Origin of the sequence: Streptococcus suis YS161 (assembly GCF_002760245.1) — a bacterium.
In the GTDB taxonomy this organism is placed as follows: Bacteria; Bacillota; Bacilli; order Lactobacillales; family Streptococcaceae; genus Streptococcus; species Streptococcus suis_I.
Map to the genome: position 1 here is coordinate 16362 of NZ_ASCA01000067.1, position 25058 is coordinate 41419.

General features: G+C 43.2%; 19 protein-coding genes and 1 pseudogene. 12 read left to right on the forward strand and 8 right to left on the reverse strand.

Translation table 11 applies throughout. From position 1 onward, the window contains the following. Positions 1–19: 19 nt before the first annotated feature. Positions 20–577, reverse strand: coding sequence for a low temperature requirement protein A (locus SST111_RS09400; protein ID WP_099810930.1), 558 nt, complete (start codon positions 575–577; stop codon positions 20–22). A 127-nt stretch (positions 578–704) separates the two neighbouring features. Between SST111_RS09400 and SST111_RS09405 the strand changes: the two genes are divergently transcribed. The 6 genes from SST111_RS09405 to dltD all read left to right on the forward strand — a co-directional run bounded on the left by SST111_RS09405 (position 705) and on the right by dltD (position 6225). Then, positions 705–1568, forward strand: a complete 864-nt coding sequence (locus tag SST111_RS09405; RefSeq protein ID WP_099810933.1) for an IS982 family transposase — start codon at positions 705–707, stop codon at positions 1566–1568. Between the two features lie 201 nt (positions 1569–1769). Continuing rightward, entirely contained in the window at positions 1770–1895 is a 126-nt protein-coding gene (gene dltX, locus SST111_RS09410) for a teichoic acid D-Ala incorporation-associated protein DltX (RefSeq protein ID WP_002937209.1), read from the forward strand. After that, entirely contained in the window at positions 1885–3447 is a 1563-nt protein-coding gene (gene dltA, locus SST111_RS09415) for a D-alanine--poly(phosphoribitol) ligase subunit DltA (protein WP_099810935.1), read from the forward strand. Before dltX ends, dltA begins: the two co-directional genes overlap by 11 nt. Next, complete coding sequence (gene dltB / locus SST111_RS09420) at positions 3444–4685, forward strand: D-alanyl-lipoteichoic acid biosynthesis protein DltB (RefSeq protein WP_099810937.1); 1242 nt, start codon at positions 3444–3446, stop codon at positions 4683–4685. Before dltA ends, dltB begins: the two co-directional genes overlap by 4 nt. Before the next feature lie 42 nt (positions 4686–4727). Beyond that, on the forward strand, positions 4728–4967 hold the full coding sequence (dltC, locus tag SST111_RS09425) for a D-alanine--poly(phosphoribitol) ligase subunit DltC (RefSeq protein ID WP_002937198.1): 240 nt from the start codon (positions 4728–4730) through the stop codon (positions 4965–4967). Next, positions 4960–6225 (forward strand): D-alanyl-lipoteichoic acid biosynthesis protein DltD, encoded by a 1266-nt coding sequence (gene dltD, locus SST111_RS09430; RefSeq protein ID WP_029179772.1) that lies wholly within the window; start codon positions 4960–4962, stop codon positions 6223–6225. The genes dltC and dltD overlap by 8 nt, the downstream gene beginning before the upstream one ends. Before the next feature lie 85 nt (positions 6226–6310). Here dltD and SST111_RS09435 read toward each other — a convergent pair. Further along, positions 6311–7415: pseudogene (locus tag SST111_RS09435) on the reverse strand (low temperature requirement protein A). A 226-nt stretch (positions 7416–7641) separates the two neighbouring features. Then, complete coding sequence (locus SST111_RS09440) at positions 7642–8598, reverse strand: glutathione S-transferase family protein (RefSeq protein WP_099810939.1); 957 nt, start codon at positions 8596–8598, stop codon at positions 7642–7644. 138 nt (positions 8599–8736) lie between these two features. On the opposite strand from SST111_RS09440, the gene SST111_RS09445 reads away from it, so the two are divergent. Together SST111_RS09445 and SST111_RS09450 are read left to right on the forward strand one after the other, a co-directional pair. Beyond that, positions 8737–9453: a pseudouridine synthase gene (locus SST111_RS09445; RefSeq protein WP_043026840.1), complete on the forward strand. Its 717-nt coding sequence runs from the start codon at positions 8737–8739 to the stop codon at positions 9451–9453. 13 nt (positions 9454–9466) lie between these two features. Continuing rightward, the gene (locus SST111_RS09450; protein WP_099810941.1) at positions 9467–9946 is read left to right on the forward strand and encodes a glutathione peroxidase; all 480 of its coding nucleotides are present in this window, start codon (positions 9467–9469) and stop codon (positions 9944–9946) included. Between the two features lie 18 nt (positions 9947–9964). Here the strand turns inward: SST111_RS09450 and SST111_RS09455 are convergent, their stop codons facing one another. The 5 genes from SST111_RS09455 to SST111_RS09480 form a co-directional block, all read right to left on the reverse strand. Next, positions 9965–10966, reverse strand: a complete 1002-nt coding sequence (locus SST111_RS09455; protein WP_099810943.1) for a FecCD family ABC transporter permease — start codon at positions 10964–10966, stop codon at positions 9965–9967. After that, positions 10963–11988, reverse strand: coding sequence for a FecCD family ABC transporter permease (locus SST111_RS09460; RefSeq protein ID WP_029185280.1), 1026 nt, complete (start codon positions 11986–11988; stop codon positions 10963–10965). Before SST111_RS09460 ends, SST111_RS09455 begins: the two co-directional genes overlap by 4 nt. A gap of 13 nt (positions 11989–12001) precedes the next feature. Next, positions 12002–12931 carry an ABC transporter substrate-binding protein gene (locus SST111_RS09465; RefSeq protein WP_099810945.1) on the reverse strand — a complete coding sequence of 310 codons (930 nt, stop codon included), beginning with the start codon at positions 12929–12931 and terminating at the stop codon, positions 12002–12004. Positions 12932–12943: 12 nt separating this feature from the next. Beyond that, complete coding sequence (locus tag SST111_RS09470; RefSeq protein WP_099810947.1) at positions 12944–13729, reverse strand: ABC transporter ATP-binding protein; 786 nt, start codon at positions 13727–13729, stop codon at positions 12944–12946. Positions 13730–14194: 465 nt separating this feature from the next. Continuing rightward, a complete protein-coding gene (locus tag SST111_RS09480) occupies positions 14195–15640 on the reverse strand; it encodes a UDP-N-acetylmuramoyl-L-alanyl-D-glutamate--L-lysine ligase (RefSeq protein ID WP_099810949.1) in 1446 nt (481 codons plus the stop codon). A gap of 146 nt (positions 15641–15786) precedes the next feature. Between SST111_RS09480 and SST111_RS09485 the strand changes: the two genes are divergently transcribed. The 4 genes from SST111_RS09485 to SST111_RS09500 all read left to right on the forward strand — a co-directional run. Continuing rightward, complete coding sequence (locus SST111_RS09485; RefSeq protein ID WP_099810951.1) at positions 15787–16530, forward strand: lysophospholipid acyltransferase family protein; 744 nt, start codon at positions 15787–15789, stop codon at positions 16528–16530. Positions 16531–16596: 66 nt separating this feature from the next. After that, a complete protein-coding gene (locus SST111_RS09490; protein WP_099810953.1) occupies positions 16597–17259 on the forward strand; it encodes a helix-hairpin-helix domain-containing protein in 663 nt (220 codons plus the stop codon). Beyond that, a complete protein-coding gene (locus SST111_RS09495; protein WP_099810955.1) occupies positions 17243–19480 on the forward strand; it encodes a DNA internalization-related competence protein ComEC/Rec2 in 2238 nt (745 codons plus the stop codon). The genes SST111_RS09490 and SST111_RS09495 overlap by 17 nt, the downstream gene beginning before the upstream one ends. Before the next feature lie 170 nt (positions 19481–19650). After that, the coding region (locus SST111_RS09500; protein ID WP_142350756.1) for a ZmpA/ZmpB/ZmpC family metallo-endopeptidase at positions 19651–25058 on the forward strand (5408 nt) is incomplete at its 3' end.

Here is a 25058-nt window from a genome sequence, read left to right on the forward strand (position 1 = left end):
TTTTTGGCAGTCGGTTTTCTTATTTTTCAAGGTCAGCTTCTACACGATTGCGATGGCGGAAAGAGATGACCAGCATCATAAATGAACTAGCAACCAGAATAGCGGCAATCAAAAATAGATGGTGGTGGAAGGCTATCAGAAGAATGATGGTGCTGAATACCAGAATAGCATACTGAAGCCAAACCATCTTATCAAGTTGATAAAGGTCTTGGTTGTAGCGACTGGTCATTAGGATTCCGAGATAGTAGAGGAAGTAGCCGATGAGTAGGAAGGGCAAACCAAAAGTGACATGCTCACCAGGTAAGACCTCCACAGCAACTGTAAAGAAGTTGATGCCTAAAACCAGTACCATATGGGCATAGAGTAAGGTGGCTACATTTGTCTTTTGATGGTGATTGATATTGAGATAGGTTTGCGAAATGTAAAACATAAAGGAGAACGCCATTGCCAAGAAGAAGAGAACTCCAGTGAGTAGATGCGTCTGAATCGGATAATTCTTCAAAATCGCAATGACCGTTTCACCAAAAGTAATAATAGTAATCAACTGACACCGTTCAACAATGTGAGGAAAGTTCATGACATCGTGACTGAGCTTATCCTTGAAGAAATAGGAAATACCCGTGGTGCTAGTTCATTTCAAAATACAATAAAAAGCCCAAATGGACTATACTGTAAGTGACGAAACATACAGGAGGTTAGTCCCAATGAGCCGCTTACAGTACACTGCTAAATCTCATCATTTGCAATGGAATGTACGCCAATTATCACAAATTTGTCATCACTTCTACCACAACTATTGCCCGGATTCCTTCAAATATCGGCGTAATGTTGGTTTAGCCAAAGTTTCAGATGAATCACTCCTTGTCTTGCTTTTGTTACAAGCTGAACTAGGCATAACATCACAACGCCATTTCTACAGCATCTGCCACCTCTTTCCTTGTGGTCAGTTACTAGAAAGAAGTCGTTTCAATCGTCGGTCAAAACAATTGATTTGGCTCGTCCAATTCATCCGAAAAGCTATGAGTGACATGCTTCCATCTGATAAACTAGTCATTATAGATAGTTTTCCTTTGCCACTTTGCCAACCTGTTCGCAATCACAGAGCTACCATTTTTAAAGGATTAGCCGATATTGGCTACAACGCCTCTAAACACTTATGGTTTTACGGTTTCAAGGTTCATATGCTGGTGACCTTATCTGGTTTTATTCTGAACTATGTTGTCACACCTGCCTCTGTTCACAATATCAAGGTGGTTTATGAACTATTAGAAGGGTGTAAGCAATCGGTTATCCTAGGTGATTTAGGCTACCTGAGCAGTGAACTCAAAAAGGACTTAGAGCAAGAAGGTTACCATCTATGGACGCCGTTTCGTAAAAACATGACAGGGGCCGAAGAACATAACAATTGGAAACTGATAACCATGAGACGAACTGTTGAAACACGTTTTTCTGAACTGTGTCATCTCTTTGACATCGAACAGACATTAGCTAGAGGGCTAGCTGGACTACAGTTGCGAATCGAACAAATTATTCTAGCTCATAACTTACGCTATTTTGAAATGAACTAGCACCACGGGTAGTCTTTGTGTAACAGGTATATTCTTGTATTTTTTAGTGAAAAAAGAAATAAATTGACAAAATTATGGTAAAATGTAGGTTGATTTAAAATTAATCATTTAATGAATGGAATGAGTTCGAAGTAAGTCAAGATTGACTAGACATTGTATTTAAAGTAATTCGCAGGAATAAGAGATGGAAGGAGATAGAACATGCAACATCCAGTTGTACGATTTATCTGTAGAACCCTGTTCTATTTTTTTATATTGTTACTACTTTTGTATCTGTATAGTTATTTAGACATTGGACAGGGAGGATTTATCTATAATGAGTTTTAAAGAGGAGAGTATAAAAAAGATTAGCAGTATGTTAGAGCGGGTAGAGCATTTTGCGACAGAAAATCCTGACTACCCTGTTTACCATTATCTAGAACAGTTGTACAGTTATGGGGATTTAAAGGCAGATTCAGATTCTTTAGCAGCCCATATTGATAGTTTGGATTTACCAGCAAACTCTCCTGTTCTTGTTTTTGGCGGACAGGAGTACCAGATGTTGGCAATCTTTGTAGCTTTAACCAAGGCTGGTCATCCGTATATCCCTGTAGATAGTCATTCTGCTTTGGATCGGATTGAAGCTATTCTGGAAATAGCAGAGCCGAGTTTGGTATTTGCGGTAGCAGACTTTCCGCTAGAGACAAGTTTGCCAGTGCTTGGTTTGTCTGAAGTTGAAGCCATTTTTGAGAAGAAGTCGACTTATCAGTTGATGCATCCTGTAAGTGGAGATGATACCTACTATGTTATCTTCACTTCTGGGACAACGGGTAAACCAAAAGGGGTGCAAATTTCGCATGACAATTTGCTCAGCTTCACTAACTGGATGATAAGGGATAAGGAGTTTGCGCTACCAGAGCGACCGCAAATGTTGGCTCAACCTTCCTATTCGTTTGACTTGTCGGTTATGTATTGGGCTCCGACGCTTGCCCTTGGTGGGACCTTATTTGCCCTACCGAAAGAGTTGACTTTGGATTTTAAGACCTTATTTGCAGCTATTCAAACTTTGCCATTTAAGATTTGGACTTCGACACCATCATTTGTAGATATGGCTTTGCTATCTCGTGAGTTTGATGGGGAACATTTACCAGATTTGACGCATTTCTATTTTGACGGAGAGGAGTTAACTGTAAAAACAGCTCAGAAGCTCCGCGAACGTTTTCCAAAAGCTGTGATTGTTAACGCTTATGGACCGACCGAAGCTACAGTCGCCTTATCAGCAGTTGCCATCACTGATGAGATGCTGGTGAATTATAAACGTTTGCCGATTGGCTATACCAAACCAGACTCGCCAACTTTTATTTTGGATGAGGATGGTCAAGTAGTACCGAATGGTCAACAGGGAGAAATTGTTGTATCAGGTCCTGCTGTCTCTAAAGGATATTTGAATAATCCTGAGAGAACCGAGGCGGCATTTTTCCAGTTTGACGGCTTACAGGCCTATTATACTGGGGATTTGGGTGTAATGACAGATGAAGGTCTGTTACTCTATGGTGGGCGTATGGATTTCCAAATTAAATATAATGGTTATCGTATCGAGTTGGAAGAAGTTGCCCAACACTTAAATAAATCAACCTATATTGAGGCTGCGGTAGCTGTTCCACGTTATAATGCTGACCATAAAGTGCAAAATCTGTTAGCTTATGTTGTCCCTAAAGCAGGGATTATGGAGCAGTTCGATCGAGAGTTGGAGTTAACCAAGGTCATCAAGCAGGAATTAAAAGAACGGATGATGGATTATATGATGCCTTCGAAGTTTATTTATCGAGACAGTCTTCCTTTGACTGCAAATGGGAAGATTGATATTAAGGGATTGATCGCTGAGGTGAATGCTCAATGATGGAGTTTTTCAAACAGCTACCTCAGTTAGAGCCTTATGGGAATCCATTGTACTTTTTCTATCTAGTCTTGGCGCTAGTACCAATTTTTATAGGACTCTTTTTTAAAAAACGTTTCCCCTTGTATGAAACAGGTGTTAGTTTAGCCTTCATTGTCTTGATGTTTACAGGTACAAAGACAATACAGTTGCTGTCTTTATTGGCCTATATCATTTGGCAGACAATGTTGATTTTTTTCTACAAGCATTATCGTCAACGGGCAAATCAAAGCTGGGTCTTCTATTTAATCGTATGTTTAGCTGTTTTTCCGTTGACTTGGGTAAAGTTGGCACCGACTTTTAGTCAGCATGGGGCAATTTTCGGTTTTTTAGGTATTTCTTATTTAACGTTTCGGTCGGTCGGAATGGTGATTGAAATGCGGGACGGTTTACTAACGGAATTTAGTTTAGGGAGTTTTTTACGATTTTTGCTATTTATGCCAACTATTTCGAGTGGTCCTATTGATCGTTATAGACGGTTTACGGAAGATTACAAACAAATTCCTGAGCGAACTGAGTTATTAAATATGCTCGATCAGACTGTGCATTATATTATGATGGGCTTCTTATATAAGTTTATTCTAGCCTATTTTATTGGGCATACTTTACTGGAGCCTTTAAAGGCAGTAGTCTTGGATCAAGGTGGATGGTTTAACTTACCTACTATTGGAGTTATGTATCTTTATGGTTTTGAATTATTCTTTGACTTTGCAGGCTATTCCATGTTTGCCATAGGTATTTCCAATCTTATGGGTATTCGCTGCCCAATTAACTTTGATCAACCGTTCAAATCGCGTGATCTTAAGGAATTTTGGAATCGATGGCATATCAGCTTATCTTTTTGGTTCCGTGATTTTGTTTTCATGCGTCTGGTTAAGGCTTTGTTGAAACATAAGGTTTTCAAAAATCGAAATACGGTATCTAATGTTGCCTATCTGTTAAATATGCTCTTGATGGGCTTGTGGCATGGTGTAACATGGTATTATATTGCATATGGTCTCTTTCATGCTTTGGGGTTGATCATCAATGATGCTTGGATTCGTAAGAAGAAATCAATTAATTTAGCTCGAAAAAAAGCTGGGCAAGAACCACTGCCGGATAATCGTTGGACGAGTTTCGCTGGTATGTTTGTGACCTTCCATACGGTCATGTTCTCTTTCTTGATATTTTCAGGATTTTTAGATAAATTGTGGTTCAAGTAGACAATAGGTAACGATTGTATGAATCGTAGAAAGGAATAAAAAATGGATGTAAAAGAAACAATATTGAATATTATCGAAGAATTATTTATGGAAGATGTATCTGAAATGATGGATGAAGACCTATTTGATGCGGGTGTTTTGGATAGTATGGGGACCGTAGAACTTATTGTGGAGTTAGAAAGTCGTTTTAATATTACAGTTCCAGTTTCAGAGTTTGGTCGTGAAGATTGGAATACAGCTAACAAAATCATTTCTGGTGTTGTGGAGTTGATGCATGCGTAAGCAATTGTGGCAGATTTTTGGGCCTGTGATTTGTGCAACGTTTTTAGTTATTCTCACCTTGTTGTTTTTCCCGAGTTCTTCTCGGTCAAATTTCAAAGAAGAAAAACAAGATGCAGTAGCATTGTCTTATATTAGTTTTAAGAGCAAATATAAGAAAAATAGAGCTCTGGGAGACAAAAATCATCGCTTTGTTCCTTTCTTTGGGTCAAGTGAATGGTCACGTTTTGATAGTATGCATCCGTCAGTGTTGGCAGATGCCTATCAGAGAGAGTATACTCCCTATTTGTTAGGACAACGTGGTGCAGCTTCGCTGACACAATATTTTGGCATGCAACAGATTGGGGCACATTTAAAAAATAGTCAGGCTATCTATGTTGTTTCTCCTCAATGGTTTTCACCCAAAGGGGCATCATCTAAGGCATTTGAACAATATTTTAGTAGTGATCAAGCCACTCATTTTCTGCAAACAAGTGCTGAGGATGACTATGATAGATATGCAGCAAAGCGTTTCTTAGAGCTTAAATCAGACTGTAGTTTGACAGGAATGTTTCAAAAAGTAGCTGGTGGTAAGGAATTGTCGAAATGGGATAGAGAGCAGTTGACCTGGCAAGCCTATTTATTAGAAAAGCAAGATGCCTTATTTAGTCGCTTTGCTGATTCTGGTAGTAATTTAGGATTGGTAGAAACGGAAGCGATGAAACTTCCAGAGCCTTTTTCCTATGACCGCTTGAGTAAAGTGGCTAATGAGGACGGGAGTCGTTCTACTCAATCAAATGATTTCCAAATTGATGATAGGTTTTATAGAAATCGTCTTCAGTCAAAAATCAAAAAACTCAAACAATCCCAGACAAAAATATCTTATCTGCAATCACCGGAGTACAATGATTTTCAGCTGGTTTTGAATGAATTTGCTAAACATCAGACTGATGTGCTATTTGTAATTCCCCCAGTTAATGAACGTTGGATGAACTACACTGGTCTCAATAAAGATATGTATCGGGCAACAGTAGCAAAGATTAAGTACCAGTTGACCAGTCAAGGTTTCAATCATATTGCTGATTTGTCGGAGCAGGGGGGGATAGATTATTTTATGCAAGATACAATCCACATCGGTTGGCAAGGCTGGCTGGAGCTTGATAAGTATATCCACCCATTCTTGACAGAACAACAAGCACCTGTTCATTATCAGTTAAAAAAAGAATTTTTAACTTCCGAATGGGCTGCATATAAGGGAGATTTAAACTTATTTTTAAAATAGTTAGATACAGTTATAATAAAAAGCAAGAAGGCTTTGAATTAGGAAGTCTCCTTGCTTTTTTTGTTCTTTTACTGTAATAAACTGATTATATATCTTCTCCCAACAAACTGTGGTTGGCTTTGCGGAAGCGAATAACATGATAGGCAATCATAGCGTGTGAGAGCAGGTTTAAGATAACAAATAGTAGGATATTTGAATGCCCATCCAGCAATAAGGCAACATTTCCAATTAGTAAAATGAGAGCATAGATGAACAGCCCTCTCCTGCCAACTTGATGGACTTGTTGATTATAGAAGGAGGTCGAAAGGATACCACTATAGAAGAGAAGGTTTCCTACAATCAGCATGGGCAAGGCCAAATCATTATGATGACTAGGGAAAAGCTCCATTGCCACTGTGAAGAAATTCAAGCCAAGAACAATCACCAAATGAGCGTATAGTAGAACAGTCGCATCTGCCTTGCGGTGATGGATAGGTTTGCGAAATGTAAAACATAAAGGAGAACGCCATAGCCAAGAAGAAGAGAACACCAGTGAGTAGATGCGTCTGAATCGGATAATTCTTCAAAATCGCAATGACCGTTTCACCAAAAGTAATAATAGTAATCAACTGACACCGTTCAACAATGTGAGGAAAGTTCATGACATCGTGACTGAGTTTGTCCTTGAAGAAATAGGAAATGACAAATGGAAGATAAAAAAGCAAGAGGCTCTTTTCATCATAGGTCCAGAAATTGAAGTAGATAGCTACCAAAGCCAAGAAAAATACCAGCAAATAAATCCCAAACATATAGAGACTATGCTTAATATCAGCCGTAAAACCGATTTTTCGCCCACGAAGGTAGTACTGCAAGCAAAGTAGCAAATAAGACAGGGTCAAAAAGATAGTAAAGGGTAGGGCTGTCGCTTCAAAATCATGGCTAAAGTTCAGGGATAATTGTCCCACTACAAACATGGACGCAATAATCGTGTTAATATCCAACAAATCCCGTTCACCATATTTGTTGAGGTAAATCGTCTCATTAATCCACAAGGTCATAATAATCAGGTTAGCGGTGATAAAAGTTAGAATTTCCCTGAGACCGATATGGTCCCCGTGTAAGAGGCCAGTCAGTGAAGAGGTAGCTAATACAAAGACCAAGTCATAAAACAATTCATAGTTTGATACGCGTTTTGCGATAATTTCAGACATGTCAATCTCCTTTTCAAAAAAATCTGACCTATTATACCATACGAAAAGGCTGGGACAAAAGTCCTGGCCTCATTAGTTTTTTCAATAGTTAAACTTGACGCAGTGGTTGAGTGGGCTCTAATTAGCTGATTTTATCAGCTTTTACAGCCCTACTCAACTGTGCGGGGGTGGGCTAACGACTCATCGAACCCTGCGGGTTACCGATTTTTGTCCCACTCCCTATATCTTATAATGTCCAGTCCAAGTCAGGTCCGACAGGAACAATGCCTGTTGGGTTAATGGTTTTGTGGCTACCGTAGTAGTGCTGTTTGATATGGTCAAAGTCAACTGTCTCCGCAATACCAGCATGGTTGTAAATCCGCTTGGTATAATCCCACAAGTTTGGATAGTCAACCAAAGCCTTGAGATTGCATTTGAAATGTCCAAAGTATACAGGGTCAAAACGTACCAAGGTGGTAAAGAGTCGAATATCAGCCTCTGTCAGCTGATTGCCCACCAGATAGTCATTATCCGCCAAATGTTCTTCCAATTTATCCAAGGCAGCAAAGAGATTTTTGACTTCTTTTTCATAGACTGCTTGACTGGTTGAAAAACCTGCCTTGTAGACACCGTTGTTGATGTTTGGATAGACAAAGTCATTCATGGCATCAATCTCAGCCTGTAGGTGTTCTGGATAGTAGTCATCATAGTTGCCTGTAATGTCATTGAAGGCGGTATTGAACATCCGCATAATCTCGGCAGACTCGTTGCTTACGATTGTATTGGTTTTCTTATCCCAAAGAACTGGAACGGTGACACGTCCTGTATAGTGTGGATCAGCCTTCAAATATACCTGATAGAGATAGTCGCTGTTAAAGAGGGAATCCTTGATCACGCCAGGTCCGTCTGCAAAAGTCCAGCCATTTTCTAACATGAGGGGATGAACGACAGACAAGGAAATATGGTCTTCCAAGCCCTTCAATTTTCGCATAATCAAGGTCCGACTAGCCCAAGGACAAGCCAGAGAAATATAGAGGTGGTAGCGACCAGACTCAGCCTTGAAACCGCCCTCTCCTGTTGGGCCTGCCTGTCCGTCTGGCGTAATCCAGTTGCGAAATTGTGTGATAGTACGGACAAATTTACCGCCTGTTGACTTGGTGTCATACCATTGATCCACCCATTTGCCATCTTGTAAAAGTCCCATGAATTTTCTCCCTTACTGAAGAAATGGGAAATCCAATAGGATGATTGGATTTCCTTTGTAAAAAAATATATCACTAACTAGTATTATAAACTTTTTTCAAAAAGAGTCAAGCTATATGATTTGTGATACAATAGTCCCATGAGATTGGACAAATGTTTAGAGAAAGCCAAAGTTGGCTCGCGTAAGCAAGTAAAAAAACTTTTCAAAGCCCAGCAAATCAAGATTAACGGACGACCTGCTCAAAGCCTAAGCCAGATTGTTGACCCAGAGTTACAAACTATCCAAGTTTCGGGTAAAAAAGTTGCCTTAGAAGGTTCCGCCTATTATTTGCTTCATAAACCAGCAGGAGTCGTTTCTGCCGTGACAGACCAGGAGCATCAGACAGTCATCGACTTGATTTCTCCGCAAGACAGTAGGGAAGGTCTCTACCCAGTCGGTCGCCTGGACAGGGATACCGAAGGCCTAGTCCTCATTACCAACAATGGTCCGCTCGGTTATCGCATGCTCCATCCCAGTCACCATGTGGACAAGGTCTACTATGTGGAGGTAAATGGATGCTTGGCTGAGGATGCTTCAAAATTTTTTGCCTCAGGTGTTACTTTCTTGGATGGAACACGGTGTCAGCCTGCAGATTTGACTGTCTTGGAGGCTTCTTTGGACCATAGCAGAGCGACCATCAAGCTGGCAGAAGGTAAGTTTCATCAGGTCAAAAAGATGTTTTTAGCCTATGGTGTCAAGGTCACTTATCTCAAGCGGATTTCCTTTGGTGGTTTTGAACTGGGGGATTTGGAACGAGGTGCATACAGACAACTCACACCAAATGAAATGGAACATTTATTCACTTATTTTGACTAGAGGAGGATATATAATGAGCATTTATGATTTTACAGTACAAAAACAAGATGGAACAGATCAGTCCATAGCTGAGTATCAAGGACAAGTTTTACTTATAGTCAATACAGCGCCAGGTTGTGGATTGGCACCCCAATACAAGGAACTACAGGAGCTATATGATAGCTATAAAGACAAAGGTTTTGTCGTGCTAGATTTTCCTTGTAATCAATTTTTAAATCAGGCTCCCGGTTCTGCGGAAGACATCAATCAGACCTGTAGCTTGAATTATGGTACAACTTTTCCTCGTTTTGCTAAAATTGCTGTGAATGGATCTGAAGCTAGTCCGCTATATCGCTATCTTAAGAAAGAAAAATTGACCTTATTAGGAGGTCGAATTGAGTGGAATTTTACCAAGTTTTTGGTGGATAGACAAGGGCGTGTGGTCAAACGATATTTACCAACAACTAGTCCATTAAAACTTAAAGAGGATATTGAACTTTACCTAGAAAAATAATAAGAAGGCTGGAGTCATCTAGCCTTCTTGTTTTAGTAACCACAGAAAATAGGGGGCGCCGATAAGGGAGACGATGATGCCGGTTGGGATGCCTGTTCCGACAAGTAGTACTCGTCCTATGGTATCCGCTAGAAGTAGAATGAAGCTTCCTATTATCATAGTAGCTGGAATGATGACACGATGGTCATTTCCTAACCATTTGCGCACAATGTGACCAGCAATGAGACCGACGAAGGTGATATTACCAACTAAAATGACACTAAGAGAGGCTAGGGCGGTAGCCAATACCAAGGTAATCCGTCTTTCACGCTGTAAGTGGAGTCCCAAAGCCATGGCTGTCTGGTCGTTTAGATTCATAATATTGAGTGAGCGACTTCGACTAAACGTTGCCAGCCATACCAAGAGAAGAAGAGGAGTATAGATTGCGATAGTTTTCCAATCTCCACCATTTACTCGACCACTGAGCCACTGGACAATGTATTCCATCTTAAAGTCATCTAATTGGCTGATGATGCTAACCATGATACCAGATAACATGCTCGAAATTCCAACTCCCGTGATAATTAAGCGTGCAGGATGGATGCCGTACAGCTTCTTGCGTGCAATCCAGTAAACTAGAAAAATGGTTAATCCACCGCCCATCATAGCAAATAGAGGCATGAGACTCAATAAGACAGGGCTGATTTTTGAAGAGAGACCGACAAATAATGCCACAACAAGACCAGCTCCTGCGTTGATTCCTAATATTCCAGAATCTGCCAGAGGATTGCGGGTCAAAGTTTGTAGCAACAAACCCGCCAAAGCCAGAGAAGCCCCTCCAATAATGGAGGCGATTATTCTAGGTAAGCGAATTCGCCCAATGATCAGTAGAGTCGATGAACTGGCACGCCCACTCATGATGTCGATGAGATCTGAAAAGGATGAATTGCTATAGCCGATAGATAAGGAAAGTAGGAAAATGACAAATAAAAGGATTAGCAGGAATGTGAATATTTTTAGATAGTTGTGATGTCTTATCAAAAGTGTTTCTCCTTTCTAATCAACCATAGGAAGCAAGGGAGACCAATGATACTGATGACTGCGCTAATGGGAGTTTCAACAGGTGGATTGATAGAACGGCAAACCAAATCTACCCAGATGAGGAAACTAGCCCCTGCAAAGGCAGTTAATGGCAAGAGTAGCTTGTAATTTTTCCCTGTAAACATGCGGATAAAGTGAGGAATAATGAGCCCGATAAAAGAAAGTGAGCCCACAAGAGCTACCGCAGAAGCTGAGAGTAGAAGGACAATTCCCAACAAAACCAAGGTTATCAGTAAGGTTCGTTGACCTAGATTTTTAGCAACGGTTTCGTTGAGACTCAGGATGGTCAGCTGATGCGAAAAGAGCTGAGCAAGGATGAGGCCGATGATGATAAGAGGAGCAATGATGGCCAGCATCTTCCAGTTTACCTGTACCAATCCCCCTGCTTGCCAGCCAATCACTGCAGTTGATAAATCAAAGTAGATAGTAATAGCCTGACCAATAGCAGAAAATAGACTTGCTACCATGGCGCCAGATAAAATTAAACGTAGTTGATTGTAGCCTTTTTGCACCTGATAAGCTAGACCAAAGACTAGACCGGCTGCCAGACAGGAGCCCAGTAAACATATTAATAAAATTTGACTGTAGTGCAAACCGCCGAATAGAGCATAGGCAACAATGAGAGCAAGTCCTGCTCCAGCATTGATTCCTAATAAGCCAGGATCGGCAATCGGATTGCGTGTAATTCCTTGCATCATTGCCCCAGCTTGGGCCATGGCAGCTCCCACCAAGATGGCGGCTACCATTCTAGGCAAGCGCAAATCGATGATAACATCCTGAGCGGAAGAATCTGTCAGTGGATGCTTTAGGGTTTCTATCAGTTGTTGGTGGCTATAAGAAATAGCTCCAAAGCGTAAACTAAGATAGACTCCAGCTATGAAAGAAAGACAGATGATGAAAAAAACAAGCCAAATATTCTTTGGCTTTGTTTTGGGATAACGAGAACTTACTAGTTTGTTCATATATCCAGTCCTTTTACTGAAGTTTTTGAATTTCTGAGACAAAGGCGTCAATTTGTAAATCTAAAGATATCGGATCGGAGAAGTAGAAGAGGTTATAGTCTATCTCGATGACGTGACCATTCTTTACAGCAGGTAGATTTTTCCAAATATCACTTTCTTTGAGAGAGGCAGCTGCTTCTTTTGTTTTATCATTGACGTTAACAAGGACATAATCGCCAACATATTCTGGAAGAGCTTCTTGAGATACCCCAAACCAGCCTTCTTTATTGATGATGTCTTCTTGAACCTTTGCAGGAGCGGCAAAACCGAGAGCGCGATAGATTAATTCTCCACCACGACCAAAGTTATTACCATAAAGGAAGATGTTCTTATCGAAGAAGTCCATGACGGTAAATGTTGAACTTGTATCAATCAATCCTTTCAATTCCTCTTTCGCAGTAGCAACTTTCTTATCCCATTGATCTAACCAAGCTTGTGCTTCCTTTTCTTTTCCAAAAATCTGACCAACATCTGTCAGCATTTTCAGGTAGTCACTCTTTCCATAAGTGATTTCAATAACTGGAGCAATTTCTTTCAGTGTTTCTAAGTTATCATCACCAGCAAATACTAGAATGACATCTGGTTTTTGTGCGGCAATTGCTTCTGTATCTGCCGTTGTCAATTGTGGAACATCCTTTAGTTTGTCTCCAAATGCAGGACTATTTTTTTCTAAATCTAGACTATAGCTAGATACATCAATTCCTAATTGTAAGAGATAGCCTGTGTAAGAGTAAGCAAAGTTGACAACTTTTTTAGGATTTTTAGGAATGTCACCGTGGTAAGTAATGCCTTCAATCTTTGGCATGCTAGACAATTCTACGTCTGTTGAAGAGGAAGAGGTAGAACAAGCTGTTAAGAAAACCAGCCCAACAAATAAACTAAAAATAGCTAAAAACTTTTTCATTTTTTCTCCTTATTATTTTTTTAAATCGTAAGTTAGCAAAATAGGGTAATCTTGACCAGTAACCTGCATCAATTGAGGTTCAATGCTAAAAATGTCCCTCAGTATCTCAGTTGTCATCATATTGGACACAGACCCATGGTAGCGAATATCTCCCTCTTTCATGGCAATCATATAATCTGAAAATCGAGCTGATAAATTGACATCGTGAAGGACCATCACAATGGTTTTCTGTCGGCTTTGATTCAGTTCTTTTAAAAGTTCTAAGACTTCCAATTGATGATTGAGATCAAGATAGGTTGTTGGTTCATCTAAGAAAATGGTATCCGTATCTTGGGCAAGTGCCATCGCAATCCAAACCCGTTGCCTCTGACCACCTGATAAATCATCAACTGGTAACCTAGCGTAGGGAGCGGTCTGGGTGACTTCCAAGGCCCAGTTGATTTTCTCTCTATCCTGATCAGTGAGATGCCCCAGCCCATTTTGATGCGGAAAGCGACCATAGGAGACCAGTTCATAAACGGAAATCCCTTCTGTCGCTTCTAAGACCTGAGGGAGCAGGGCCAATTTTTTGGCAACTTCTTTGGTTGGTAGTTGTGAAATGGCTTGTCCATCTAAATAGATAGCCCCTTCTTGAACAGGGATAATCCTTGTCAACGCCTTAAGCAAGGTCGATTTTCCACAGCCATTGGCACCAATGATCGTCGTTATATTTCCTTTTGGGATACTTGTTGATAATTCATCAATAATAATCCGATTGTCGTAAGAGACTTGGATATTTTCCGCTTGAATCAAAGACACAAACTCCTCCTTTCCAGAATACGATTCATTAATAATTTGTTCCGACCAGTATTATATCAAAAAAATTTACCAAAACAAAGAGTTTTCTGAAAATTTTAATTTAATGAGAATCGTTATAAAAAAGGGAGTGGGAAAGAACTCAACCAAAATAAAAAGAGTTCCCCTCACTTCCAAGCAGTTGGCTCGGGCTAAAATAGTCCACTGGACTATTTTACTCCCACCCCCGCATAGCTCCAACAGTCAGAGTAGTGACTGTTGGAGGTTGGAAATGAAGCGAACTCTGTTCGCATCAGTCGTAATGGTTAGATTTGGAGTGTAAAACACGAATTGCTGAGATTTGCTTCGCAAATACTATCTCCAACCTTTAACAGTCCACTGGACTGTTAAAGCCAATCAACCACTGCGCTGAGATGTTGACACTAACTTTGAGAAGCGGTGCTGGGCTTTTTGCCCAGCCTCCGTATGTTACAAATATTGTTTTGCTACTTCCAAATCACCGTCATAGGCGGCCTTTTCGCCATTGACAATCTGGTAGGCATCAGCCCCCTTGCCTGCGATGATGACGGCATCTTTCGGAGAGTTTGTCAGGCTCATGGCTGTGCGAATGGCTTCTTCCCGGTCCAAGATAAAGTCGCTTGGACGGGTCATGTGGGCACGGATTTGTTCAGCAATAGCAGCTGGATCTTCACGGTTGGGGTCATCAGCTGTCAGGATAACATCTATTTGAGGATAGTCATTGAGCAGAAGTCCAAAGTCTTTGCGGCGACTTTCTCCCTTGTTACCAGGAGCTCCCAGAATCAAAATTACCTTGCCTGTCTGATGTTCCAAGACGACATCAATCAGCTTCTTGACACTATCGCCGTTATGGGCGTAGTCTACAAAAACCTTGGCACCGTTTTGCTGGGTCAGGACTTCCATACGACCAGGGACATTGGTTTGGGCAATTCCTGTGTGAATATCTTCCAGACTTGCCCCCAAGCGAAGACAGGCTAGCCCAGCTGCGATGGCATTTTCTTGGTTGAAACCACCGATCAGCTGGATGTCGTAATGGCCAGCCAATTTGCCAGTCGCTGTGAAGTCAAAACCTGCTGACTGACTAATCTGGTTTTCAGAAGTCGGCCCATAAAAGTCATGGTCTTTAGAGCTGACTTGGTTTTTCACCACCTCAAAATGGTCCATTCCAGCATTGACAATAACCGCTCTGCTATTGTCCATCAAAAGACGCTTGTGGTAGAAGTAGTCCTCAAAAGTTGGGTGCTCAATGGGGCCGATATGGTCGGGGCTGATGTTGAGGAAGACACCGACGTCAAAGGTCAGCCCGTAAACCCGCTTGACCAGATAAGCCTGGCTGGACACCTCCATAATCAAGTGGGTCATGCCGTTCTTGACCGCCTCCGCCATCATGGCAAAGAGGTCCAGGCTTTCAGGCGTGGTCAGGGTGGACTTGAAGAAGGTTTTGCCGTCCAGCGTGGTGTTCATGGTCGAAAGCATGGCAGGTTTGTGGCTCTGTTTAAGGATGTTAAAAGCAAAATAAGCCGCCGTTGTCTTACCTTTGGTACCGGTGAAGGCCAGGAGTTTGAGCTGTTTCTGGGGATGACCATAAAAATCCATGGCAATCAGGCTCATAGCCTGCTTGATGTCATGGACAATGATAGCAGGAATGCCGACTTCATAGTCGATTTCAGACACGTAAAAGGCCAGTCCAACCTCGATAGCTTTTTCCAAAAATTCTTTCTTAAAAGCCAAACCCTTGGCAAAAAAGAGGGTCGTTGGGCTAACAGTCCGGCTGTCATAGCTGAGAGCGTCAAACTGGACATTCGTCCAAGTGCTATCAGTCTGGTTATTTTGTTTGATATGGCGGAAGTTGTCATCCGCTTTTAAGATGTCTACTACACGTTCAATTTTAATCATGCTTCTATTGTAAAACTATCTAGTTGTTTTTACAAGTCGGGACCTTGTACTTATTGGGTCATTTTATGGTAGGTTCTTAAAGAAACTGACATTTCGTTCTGACGCAAATTTGTGCTATAATAGGAGGGATTGAAAAGGAGAAGTTTATGTTTTATTCTTATCTACGAACACTATTAACATTCTTGTTGTGGGCCATCAATGGCAATATTCACTATCATGATAGAGAGAAGATTTTGCCACAGGAGGAAAATTATATTCTTATCGCTCCGCACAAAACCTTCTGGGATCCAGTCTTTCTTGGCTACGCAGCTGCTCCCAAGCAGTTCATCTTTATGGCTAAAAAAGAACTCTTCAAAGACCGCGGTTTTGGTTGGTGGATTTCAAAATGTGGAGCCTTTCCAATTGACCGTGACAATCCTGGCATGGCAGCCATCAAGTATCCAGTTAACATGTTGAAAAAAAGTGACCGTTCGCTGGTCATGTTTCCTTCTGGAAGTCGTCATTCATCTGAGCTAAAAGGTGGTGTGGCGGTCATTGCCAAGTCAGCAAAGGTCAAACTCATGCCAGCTACCTATGTGGGTCCTATGACTATCAAAGGGCTCTTAGCTGGTGAGCGAATTGATGTGGCTTTTGGAAATCCTATCGATGTTTCGGACATCAAGCGTATGGATGATGCAGGTACGGCAGAAGTGACCCGTCGAATCGAAGCTGAATTCAAACGCTTAGATGACCATGCAACTTCTTTCCAAACCAAGAAAAAGCCAAATATCTTGACCTATATCTACCGTATTCCTGTGCTCTTACTAGTTGCCCTCGTCCTAGGATTGACCTATGCCTTTAGCTATATTGCCAGCTTCTTCTGGCAACCAAGTACTCAACTCGATAAGTAAAATTTTTAAACTCGCTTTTGCGAGTTTTTTTGTATCTTTTGCGCACTATATAGGTGGAGGTAATTTATGGATACGATTAAAACTTATATAGAAATGCTTAAAGAATATAAGTGGCAGATTGCCCTGCCCGCAGCGGCTGGCTTACTTATGGCGACATTTTTAATCTTCAGTCAACCAGCCAAGTCTGACCAGACGGGACTGACAGATTTTCCACAGACCGAACAAACTTCTAGCAGTCAGGAGCAGACGGAGGAAACCAGTACAGAAGTAAGTGAGGACCCCAGCCAACTGGTCGTTGATGTCAAAGGAGCGGTGGAAAAACCAGGGCTTTACACCTTAGAAGCTGGTGCGCGTGTTAATGATGCAGTTGAGGCGGCTGGTGGCTTGACCAGTCAGGCAGATCCCAAGTCTATCAATCTGGCTCAGAAGCTCAGCGACGAAGCGGTGGTCTATGTGGCCAGCAAAGATGAAAAAATCTCGGTGGTTGCCAGCACGACTGCCAGCTCTGCTATGTCCTCAGAAGAAAAAAACACCAGTCTGGTCAATCTGAATACGGCGACTGAGGCAGACCTGCAGACCATTTCGGGCATCGGTGCCAAGCGAGCGACGGACATTATCGCCTATCGTGAGGCCAATGGCGGCTTCAAATCGGTAGACGACCTCAACAATGTGTCGGGCATTGGCGACAAGACCATGGAAAGCATTCGACCTTATGTCACGGTCGATTAAGCTCCCCTGCCAGCCCATCCACTTGGCTCTTTTGGCGGTGGCGGCCTACTTTGCAGTCCACTCTTTTTCCCTCTTGACAATGGGCCTGCTGAGTTTCTTACTAGTTGTCTTTGGGTTTCGGCAAGGTAAGGCAGTTTTCCTCAAAACGCTGCCGCTTCTAGCCCTGTTTGGCCTGTTTTTCGGATGCCAAAAGGTCCAATGGGAGCGGGCAGATCAGTCAGCCCCAGAGCAAGTCACCACTGTGCAGGTCATTCCAGATACCATTGAAGTAAACGGCGACAGCCTGTCCTTTCGAGGTCGGACTGACAGACAAACCTATCAGGTTTTTTACAAATTAGCCAGTCAGGAGGAGCAGGCTTATTTTCAAAAGTTGACAGGTTTGGTCCAGCTAGAAGTGGAAGCAGAGGTCAGCCTGCCAGTTGGTCAGCGGAATTTCAATGGCTTTGACTATCAAGCCTATCTGAAAACACAGGGTATCTATCGGACTGTCAAGCTCACAGCGATTAAGAAGATTGTTCCTATCCAGTCTTGGAATGTTTTTGACTGGCTATCAAGCTGGCGGAGGCAGGCCTTGGTCTATATCAAAACCAATTTTCCAGCACCTATGAGTCACTACATGACAGGGCTCTTGTTTGGGGACTTGGATAGTGAGTTTGACCAGATGAGTGACCTCTATTCGAGTCTGGGTATCATTCATCTCTTTGCCCTGTCTGGTATGCAGGTAGGCTTTTTCATCGACAAGTTTCGCTGGATTTTGTTGCGTTTGGGCCTGACCAAGGAAGCCGTAGATAAGTTGCAAATTCCCTTTTCTCTTATCTATGCTGGTTTGACAGGCTTTTCGGTGTCAGTGGTGCGGTCCCTGGTCCAGAAAATTCTGGGAAATATGGGCTTGCGGAAGCTGGATAATTTTGCGGTGACGGTCTTTGTCTGTCTGCTGGTGCTGCCCCGATTTTTACTGACAGCAGGAGGAGTGCTGACTTTTACATATGCATTCTTGCTGACGGTCTTTAATTTTGAGGACTTGGGGCAGGTCAAAAAGGTTGCGGTGGAGAGTCTCAGTATTTCACTTGGGATTCTACCTGTGCTCATGACCTATTTCTATGCCTTTCAACCCTTATCTATTCTCCTGACATTTGCCTTTTCCTTTATCTTTGATGTCCTGCTCTTGCCAGGTTTGTCAGTCATTTTTCTCCTGTCGCCTCTGGTCAAGATGACTTGGGTCAACGGATTTTTTGTCTTTATGGAGGAAATCATTGTCTGGGTGGCAGACTTGGGCTTTCGCCCTTGGATACTGGGCAAGCCGTCTGGGTTGGTACTCTTGCTTTTGCTGGTCAGTCTGTTCATGCTCTACGATTTCCACAGGAAGAAAAACTGGCTCCTAGGTCTGAGCCTGGTCCTCGCTCTGCTATTTTTCATAACCAAACATCCGCTGGAGAACGAGGTGACGGTGGTGGACATTGGGCAGGGGGACAGTATCTTTTTGCGGGATATGCGGGGGCGGACGGTTTTGATTGATGTGAGCGGTCGGGTCGATTTTGCGGCTAAGGAAGCTTGGCAGGAGCGGTCTTCGCAGGCAAATGCAGAGCGGACTTTGATTCCCTATCTGCACAGTCGGGGCGTGGATAGGATTGATAGTTTGGTCCTGACCCATACCGATACGGATCATGTGGGCGATGTGCTGGAAGTGGCTAAGCAGGTCCAGATTGGTCGGATTGTCGTGTCGCCGGGAAGCCTGACGGTGCCTGACTTTGTAGCGACTTTGAAAGAAATCAATGCTCCTGTCCATGTGGTAAAAGTGGGCGACCGCCTACCAATTTTTGACTCTTACCTGGAAGTCCTTTATCCAGATGGGACAGGAGACGGTGGTAATAACGACTCTATTGTTCTTTACGGTCGCTTGTTGGAAACTAACTTTCTCTTTACAGGAGACCTGGAGCAAGGGGAGTTGGACTTGATAGAAACCTATCCCAACCTGCCTGTCGATGTCCTCAAAGCCGGTCACCACGGCTCCAAAGGTTCTTCCTATCCTGAATTTTTGGACCATATCGAAGCCAAGATTGTCTTGATATCTGCTGGAGAAAATAACCGCTACAAGCATCCTCATCAAGAAACCTTGGACCGCTTTGACAGTCGGAATATCCAAGTCTATCGTACCGACCAGCAAGGAGCTATTCGCTTTCGAGGTTGGAGGGAGTGGAGGATTGAGACGGTGAGGGAGTGAGGTACGAACTGTTTACTACAAAATATTGATTTTTATAAGTTTCCTAACGCCATTTGTTGGGAAATTTTTTGTTGCGATAAATTTGTCAGCGTTTTCTTTGTATTGCATTCTTTTTTATCGTATAATTGTAGTAGATTTTTTATTTGGCTCAAAAAGGAGACTATATTTTAATGAATTTACATTTTTTACAAAAAAAGCACCATTTTGGAATCCGTAAGTTTTCCATCGGTGTCGTATCTGTTGCCTTAGCAATTAGCTTTAGTGTTGCTGGAGGACAGGCTGTGGCTGCCCAAGAGGCAACACAAGCAAATGTTAGTAGCCAGCAAACGAGTCAGGCAGTGACAGATCAAGCAAATCAACTGCAGGAAACCAATGAGGTAACTGTTCAAATTCCAGAAACTGTTGGTTCCTCATTAAACCAAGCCACACAGGAGAACCCAGCTCAAGAAAGCCAGCTTGTGGAAGTAGAACCAGCTATTCAGAAGGAAGTGGTCTCTCAAGACATTTCAGCACCCCAAGCAGCACTTCCAACAGAAGCAGGGCAAGAACAGACTGCAGAAGAGCAGTCAAATACAGCTGGTGATGAGAGCACTCTCACAGTCGAAAATTCTCATCAGATTATTGAGCAAGTAGAACCAAAATCTATTCAAACGGCACAAGAATCAACAGGTTCAACGGACGAGGTTACTCAACCAGTTCAGCCAACTGAGACAGCAACAGTAGAAGAAGTCGTTCAACCTGTTCGACGTTCAGCACGAAGAGCACGCAGTGTGGCAGCTCAGGAGTTGGCCAAACTGCCACTAGATGCCAATGGAAAGCTGGTAACTTCTTTGACTAATCAATCGGCTGTTAAACTACAAACAGTGTTTGTAGATGGTACCAGTCAAGTAGAAGCGGTCACTACAGCCAACACCCCAACCGTCAAGAACAGTCAAAATATAGTTGATTTGGTCACTGCTGTTTCATCAGACTTAAAAGCAGTTACCTATGAAAGTCTTTATGATAACTTGAATCATACGGAACGTTTCTTAGATGGCTTGGCTATTGCCCAGGAGTTGAAGAGAGAGAAGAATGGGCAAGAGCCAACGGCTGAAGAGTTGGCCAATCGCAAGCGACAGGTCTATATGGACCAGTTGGATATGCGAGAGAATTTTGGAACCGTCCAGACCAATCTCGATACTATTCTGACAGGTGTTTTTGAGAAATCAACGGCAGTCGATACCGCTACTGTAAAAGCCAACAAGGAAAAAATCCTGCTAGGCTTGACCTATCTTGACCGCCAGTACGGTTTCCAGTTCGGGAATCTAGCTGCCAAAGACCTGATTCTCTATTATCCAGAGGTGTTTGGTAGCCAGACAGATGTCCTGAACAACTTGATTTCCATCGGAACGCAGACCTATGCTGACTTGGAGCTGAAAAATAATCTGACAACCTACCAGAAAAAGATAGCACCGATTACCAAGCAGGCGGATCTTGTTCAGTTCATCGAAAGTCAAGTTCCGCGTTGGGTTTCAGGACAGGATGTGGAGACCTGGTTTAAGGAAACATCCAAGGCTCATATCGCAGAGTCAACCAGTCCAAATGGCAATTCCTCTCTCTATCAGCAGTTGAAGGCGGATTCTCCTCGCTTGGCTAGTCATATCCTGCCGCTCCTGACCCTGAGTTCAGATTCGGTGCTGGCATTGGCAACCACTGACACCATTACCTATGGTTTGCGAGATACCTATCTGCCAGCTGGGGCTGCTACCGATACCTTGCAGGCTAGCTTGGACAAGACGGTCCAGTCTCAACAGGAATTTATCGATGTATGGTATCGTATTAGTGAAAAGAGCGATACCTTACGCAGTCATCCAACAGTTGTCGTCGTGGATAGTTTGCAAGCCTTGGGGCAACCAGGTCAGTTAGCTCGCAATCTCTGGTCAGCAAAAACTGGGGATAAGGCACTCCCAGGCGTGCGAGAGTTTATTACTCCCATGGGGCTATATTCCAATTTCTTGCAGGCCGGTGGGCAGAAGGACAGCGATACCCGCATTACTTTCTTTTTAGGAAAAGCCTTGACAGACAATGGTTTGTCAGTCTACACCCATGAGATGACCCACATTTTTGACAACAAGGTCTGGTTTAATGGCTACGGTCGACGGACCAACAAGGATGCGGAGTTGTACGCAACGGGACTGTTTGATTCCCATAATAATACCCAAGGTCAATCTTCTTATGCTCCGATTTTTAACCTCAATACCGCCTATGAATTGGGAGCAAATCGGACTCAGAACCAGTCACCTCGTCGTTTCCAAACGGAGGCTGACCTGAAAGAATATATGCAGGGTTTGCTGGATGTTGTCTACAGTTTAGACTATCTGGAAGCCAAGGTCAGTCTGGAAAAATCTGCCGCAGATAAGGCTGTCCTCTTTAATCAACTGTCCTATTTACCTTCGCCGACCAATCCACTAAAAATCCAAGATGAATTTCGAGCGATTAGTGAAGAGGTTGCTGCAAGTCTGACAAGTGTAGATGACTTGGTAGACAAGGCGATCGTTTCTGGTCGTTTGGCCTTCAAGGGACTTGAGACGCGAGGGGTTGCCAATCATAATGATTACTTTGTCGTGCCTTTATTCGAGCCAGTCTATGCTGGTCTCCAAAATAATAGCAGTTTTGTAGGTGATTTTACCATGCGTCGCTATGCCTATGAAATCCTTGGAGAATATGGCTACAAGGACGGTATGGTAGCCTATCTGTCCAATCAATACGCCAATGACCAAGCTGCCCTGGCGGCTATTATGCCAGAACACAATGGTGATCTAGCGACCTTTAAGAAGGCTATGTATGCAAGACGGGCGGAACGATTAACAGATTTGAAGACAACGAGTCAGTTTACAGATCTGGCTGATTTGGAAACCAAGATGCGACAGGCAGTGGAGCAAGATCTGGCTAAGATGAAGACCAATCAAGCCAACAACTCCTATCTGACAACGGGTGTAACAGCTGTTCGTTCGCTCAAAACGCAGATTTTCCAAGAATACCTGGCTATGACCAATGATTTCCAAAGCAGTATCTATAAGGAAAAAGAAGCCAGCCGTACCTTCTATGTGACCAACGGTCAGGAAAGTTCGACAGAAGGGGCAGGGACAGAGGCCAACCCTTACCACAGCCTGTCCTATGCCTTGCAACAGGCCAGCGATGGTGATGTCATTAAGCTGGTGCGAAATGTGACCCACCGTCAAGATGCTCCGTTTGTCATCAATAAGGCTGTGACCATTGACGGTCAGGGCCACACCTTGACCTTCCGCGGACCAGATCTGGAATTGGGAGCGGCGGCTACCTTTACCAATATGACTCTCAACATGATTCCGAGTGGTAGTCACCAGCCAACCATCTATTTGAATGGCTATCAGGCGACCTTTGATGCGGTGTCCACAACGGTCAATCAGTTACAGGACAAACTGCGTCCGACCATCGTTGCAGGGGCTCGTACTGGGGAAGCGACGGGGGACCATGCCCAGTTACTAGTTGTGAATGGTAATTCTAATACCCGTTTCCGTCAGATTTTTGCAGGTAATGCGGATAGTTCCAGTTCCATCCCCGTGACCATCACCATTGATTCCGAGTTTGCTGGAGTAGATGAGGAAATCGATCTTGGTGGGCAAAACGACCAGGTGACCTATGGGCGAGTGGAATTGATTTCTCGTTCAACCAAGGTTAAAGAGGTCGTGGCGACCAATAGTATGGACAATCAGGTGACCATCAATGCCGCTCGTATCTACGGTGCCAACTTCCTTGATATTCAGGAATTGACCTTGGCTGAAAATGCTGCTGTTACGTTGGACAGTCAGGTTGATCGGATTAGTGGATTGGTGACGATTGGGGCCGGCAGTCAGTTGCAATTGGACAATGGGACAGCTCTTCAAATTGGCGACCTAGCTGGTCAAGGTAAATTGGTGATTCCAGCTGGTTCTCGTTTGGAGGTGCTTGCGGATGTAACAGGTCCTCTTCAAATAGAACTGACAGGTTTTGAGTCTCAGCTGGCACCTGTAGTGGATCAGGTCTTTTTGACAGTTGAAAGTCTGCTTGATCCGACTAGCTCGGTTAGCTTGGCTAATCATTATAACCGCTTTGCTATTGCCCAAGAAAATGGTCACTATCGTCTTGTTAGTCGTGACCAGCAGCCTCAGACTCATACTCTGACCTTGCGATTTATCCAGAGTGGGCAGGTGCTGAAGTCAGAGCAGGTGCAAGTTGTGGACGGTCAGTCGCTGGCCAATGTGGAGGCTTATCTGCCCCAGGCAGTCAAGGGAACCTACCAGTTGGCTCCTGGCTTTGATCCGTCTGTTTTGACGGGGATTTCTGCTAGTCAGACCATTGATATTCCTGTGGTGCTGGTGATTCCTGCAACTCCGATTTTGTCGTTCGATAAAACTGCAGTTACAGGTCTTGAATTGGTAACCCCACCGACTAAGACAGACTATCGCCCAGCTGAAACAGTGGACTTGGCAGGTCTTCAAGTGAAGCTGGTGGACAATCAAGGTCTATCCAAAACCATCACTCCAGACCAATTCAATGAGTACGGTGTGGAAGTGGTGTCTGTCACTCTGACCCCACAAGTGACCAGTCTTCAAGTTCGTAAGGACAATCATGAGTTGACTATCCAAATTCAGGTTATCCCCTGGAAAGCAGATGTTTATTCGGTTCATGTTGGAGATAAGCATGTTTATGAGACGGATGATAATCTGACTGCGGTAGAAACTGCCCTTTTAGCTAAGGTTCAGGTTGATGCCCAAGCAGGTCCTGTTGAAAAACGTCTTGTAAATCCTCTTCCAACTACTCTTGGCGAACACAGCGTACCAGTCCTTGTAAAATATGATGATGGCAGTCAGAAGCGGGTAGAGGTCACGGTGCTTGTTGTACCAGCTAGTCTCCAAATCCACCTTCGTTTCAAAGAAGGTGAAAGACTTGTCAAAGAAGAAAGCGTGACCTTGCCAGCCGGTTCTTCTGTGACAGATTTGGGAGATCGTTTGCCTCAACCAGATTTAGGTCACTATGAGATTTCTTCAAGTTTCGACCAGACTCAATTAAACAATATCCAAACTTCTAAGACAATTGAGATTCCATTGGAATTGGTGACCCCAGTCAAAGTATTCGATAAAGCTGCTATTACAGCCCTTGAATTGGTAACCCCACCGACTAAGACAGACTATCGCCCAGCTGAAACAGTAGACTTGGCAGGTCTTCAAGTGAATCTGGTGGACAATCAAGGTCTATCCAAAACCATCACTCCAGACCAATTTGATGAGTACAGTGTGGAATTGGTGCCTGTTACCCTGACCCCACAAGTGACCAGTCTTCAAGTTCGTAAGGACAATCATGAGTTGACTATCCCAATTCGGGTTATCCCATGGAAAGCAGATGTCTATTCAGTTCATGTTGGAGATAAGCATGTTTATGAAACTGATGACGACTTGTCTGTGGTTGGAAATGCTCTTTTAGCTAAGGTTCAGGTTGATGCCCAGGCAGGTCCTGTTGAAAAACGTCTTGTAAATCCTCTTCCAACTACTCTTGGCGAACACAGCGTACCAGTCCTTGT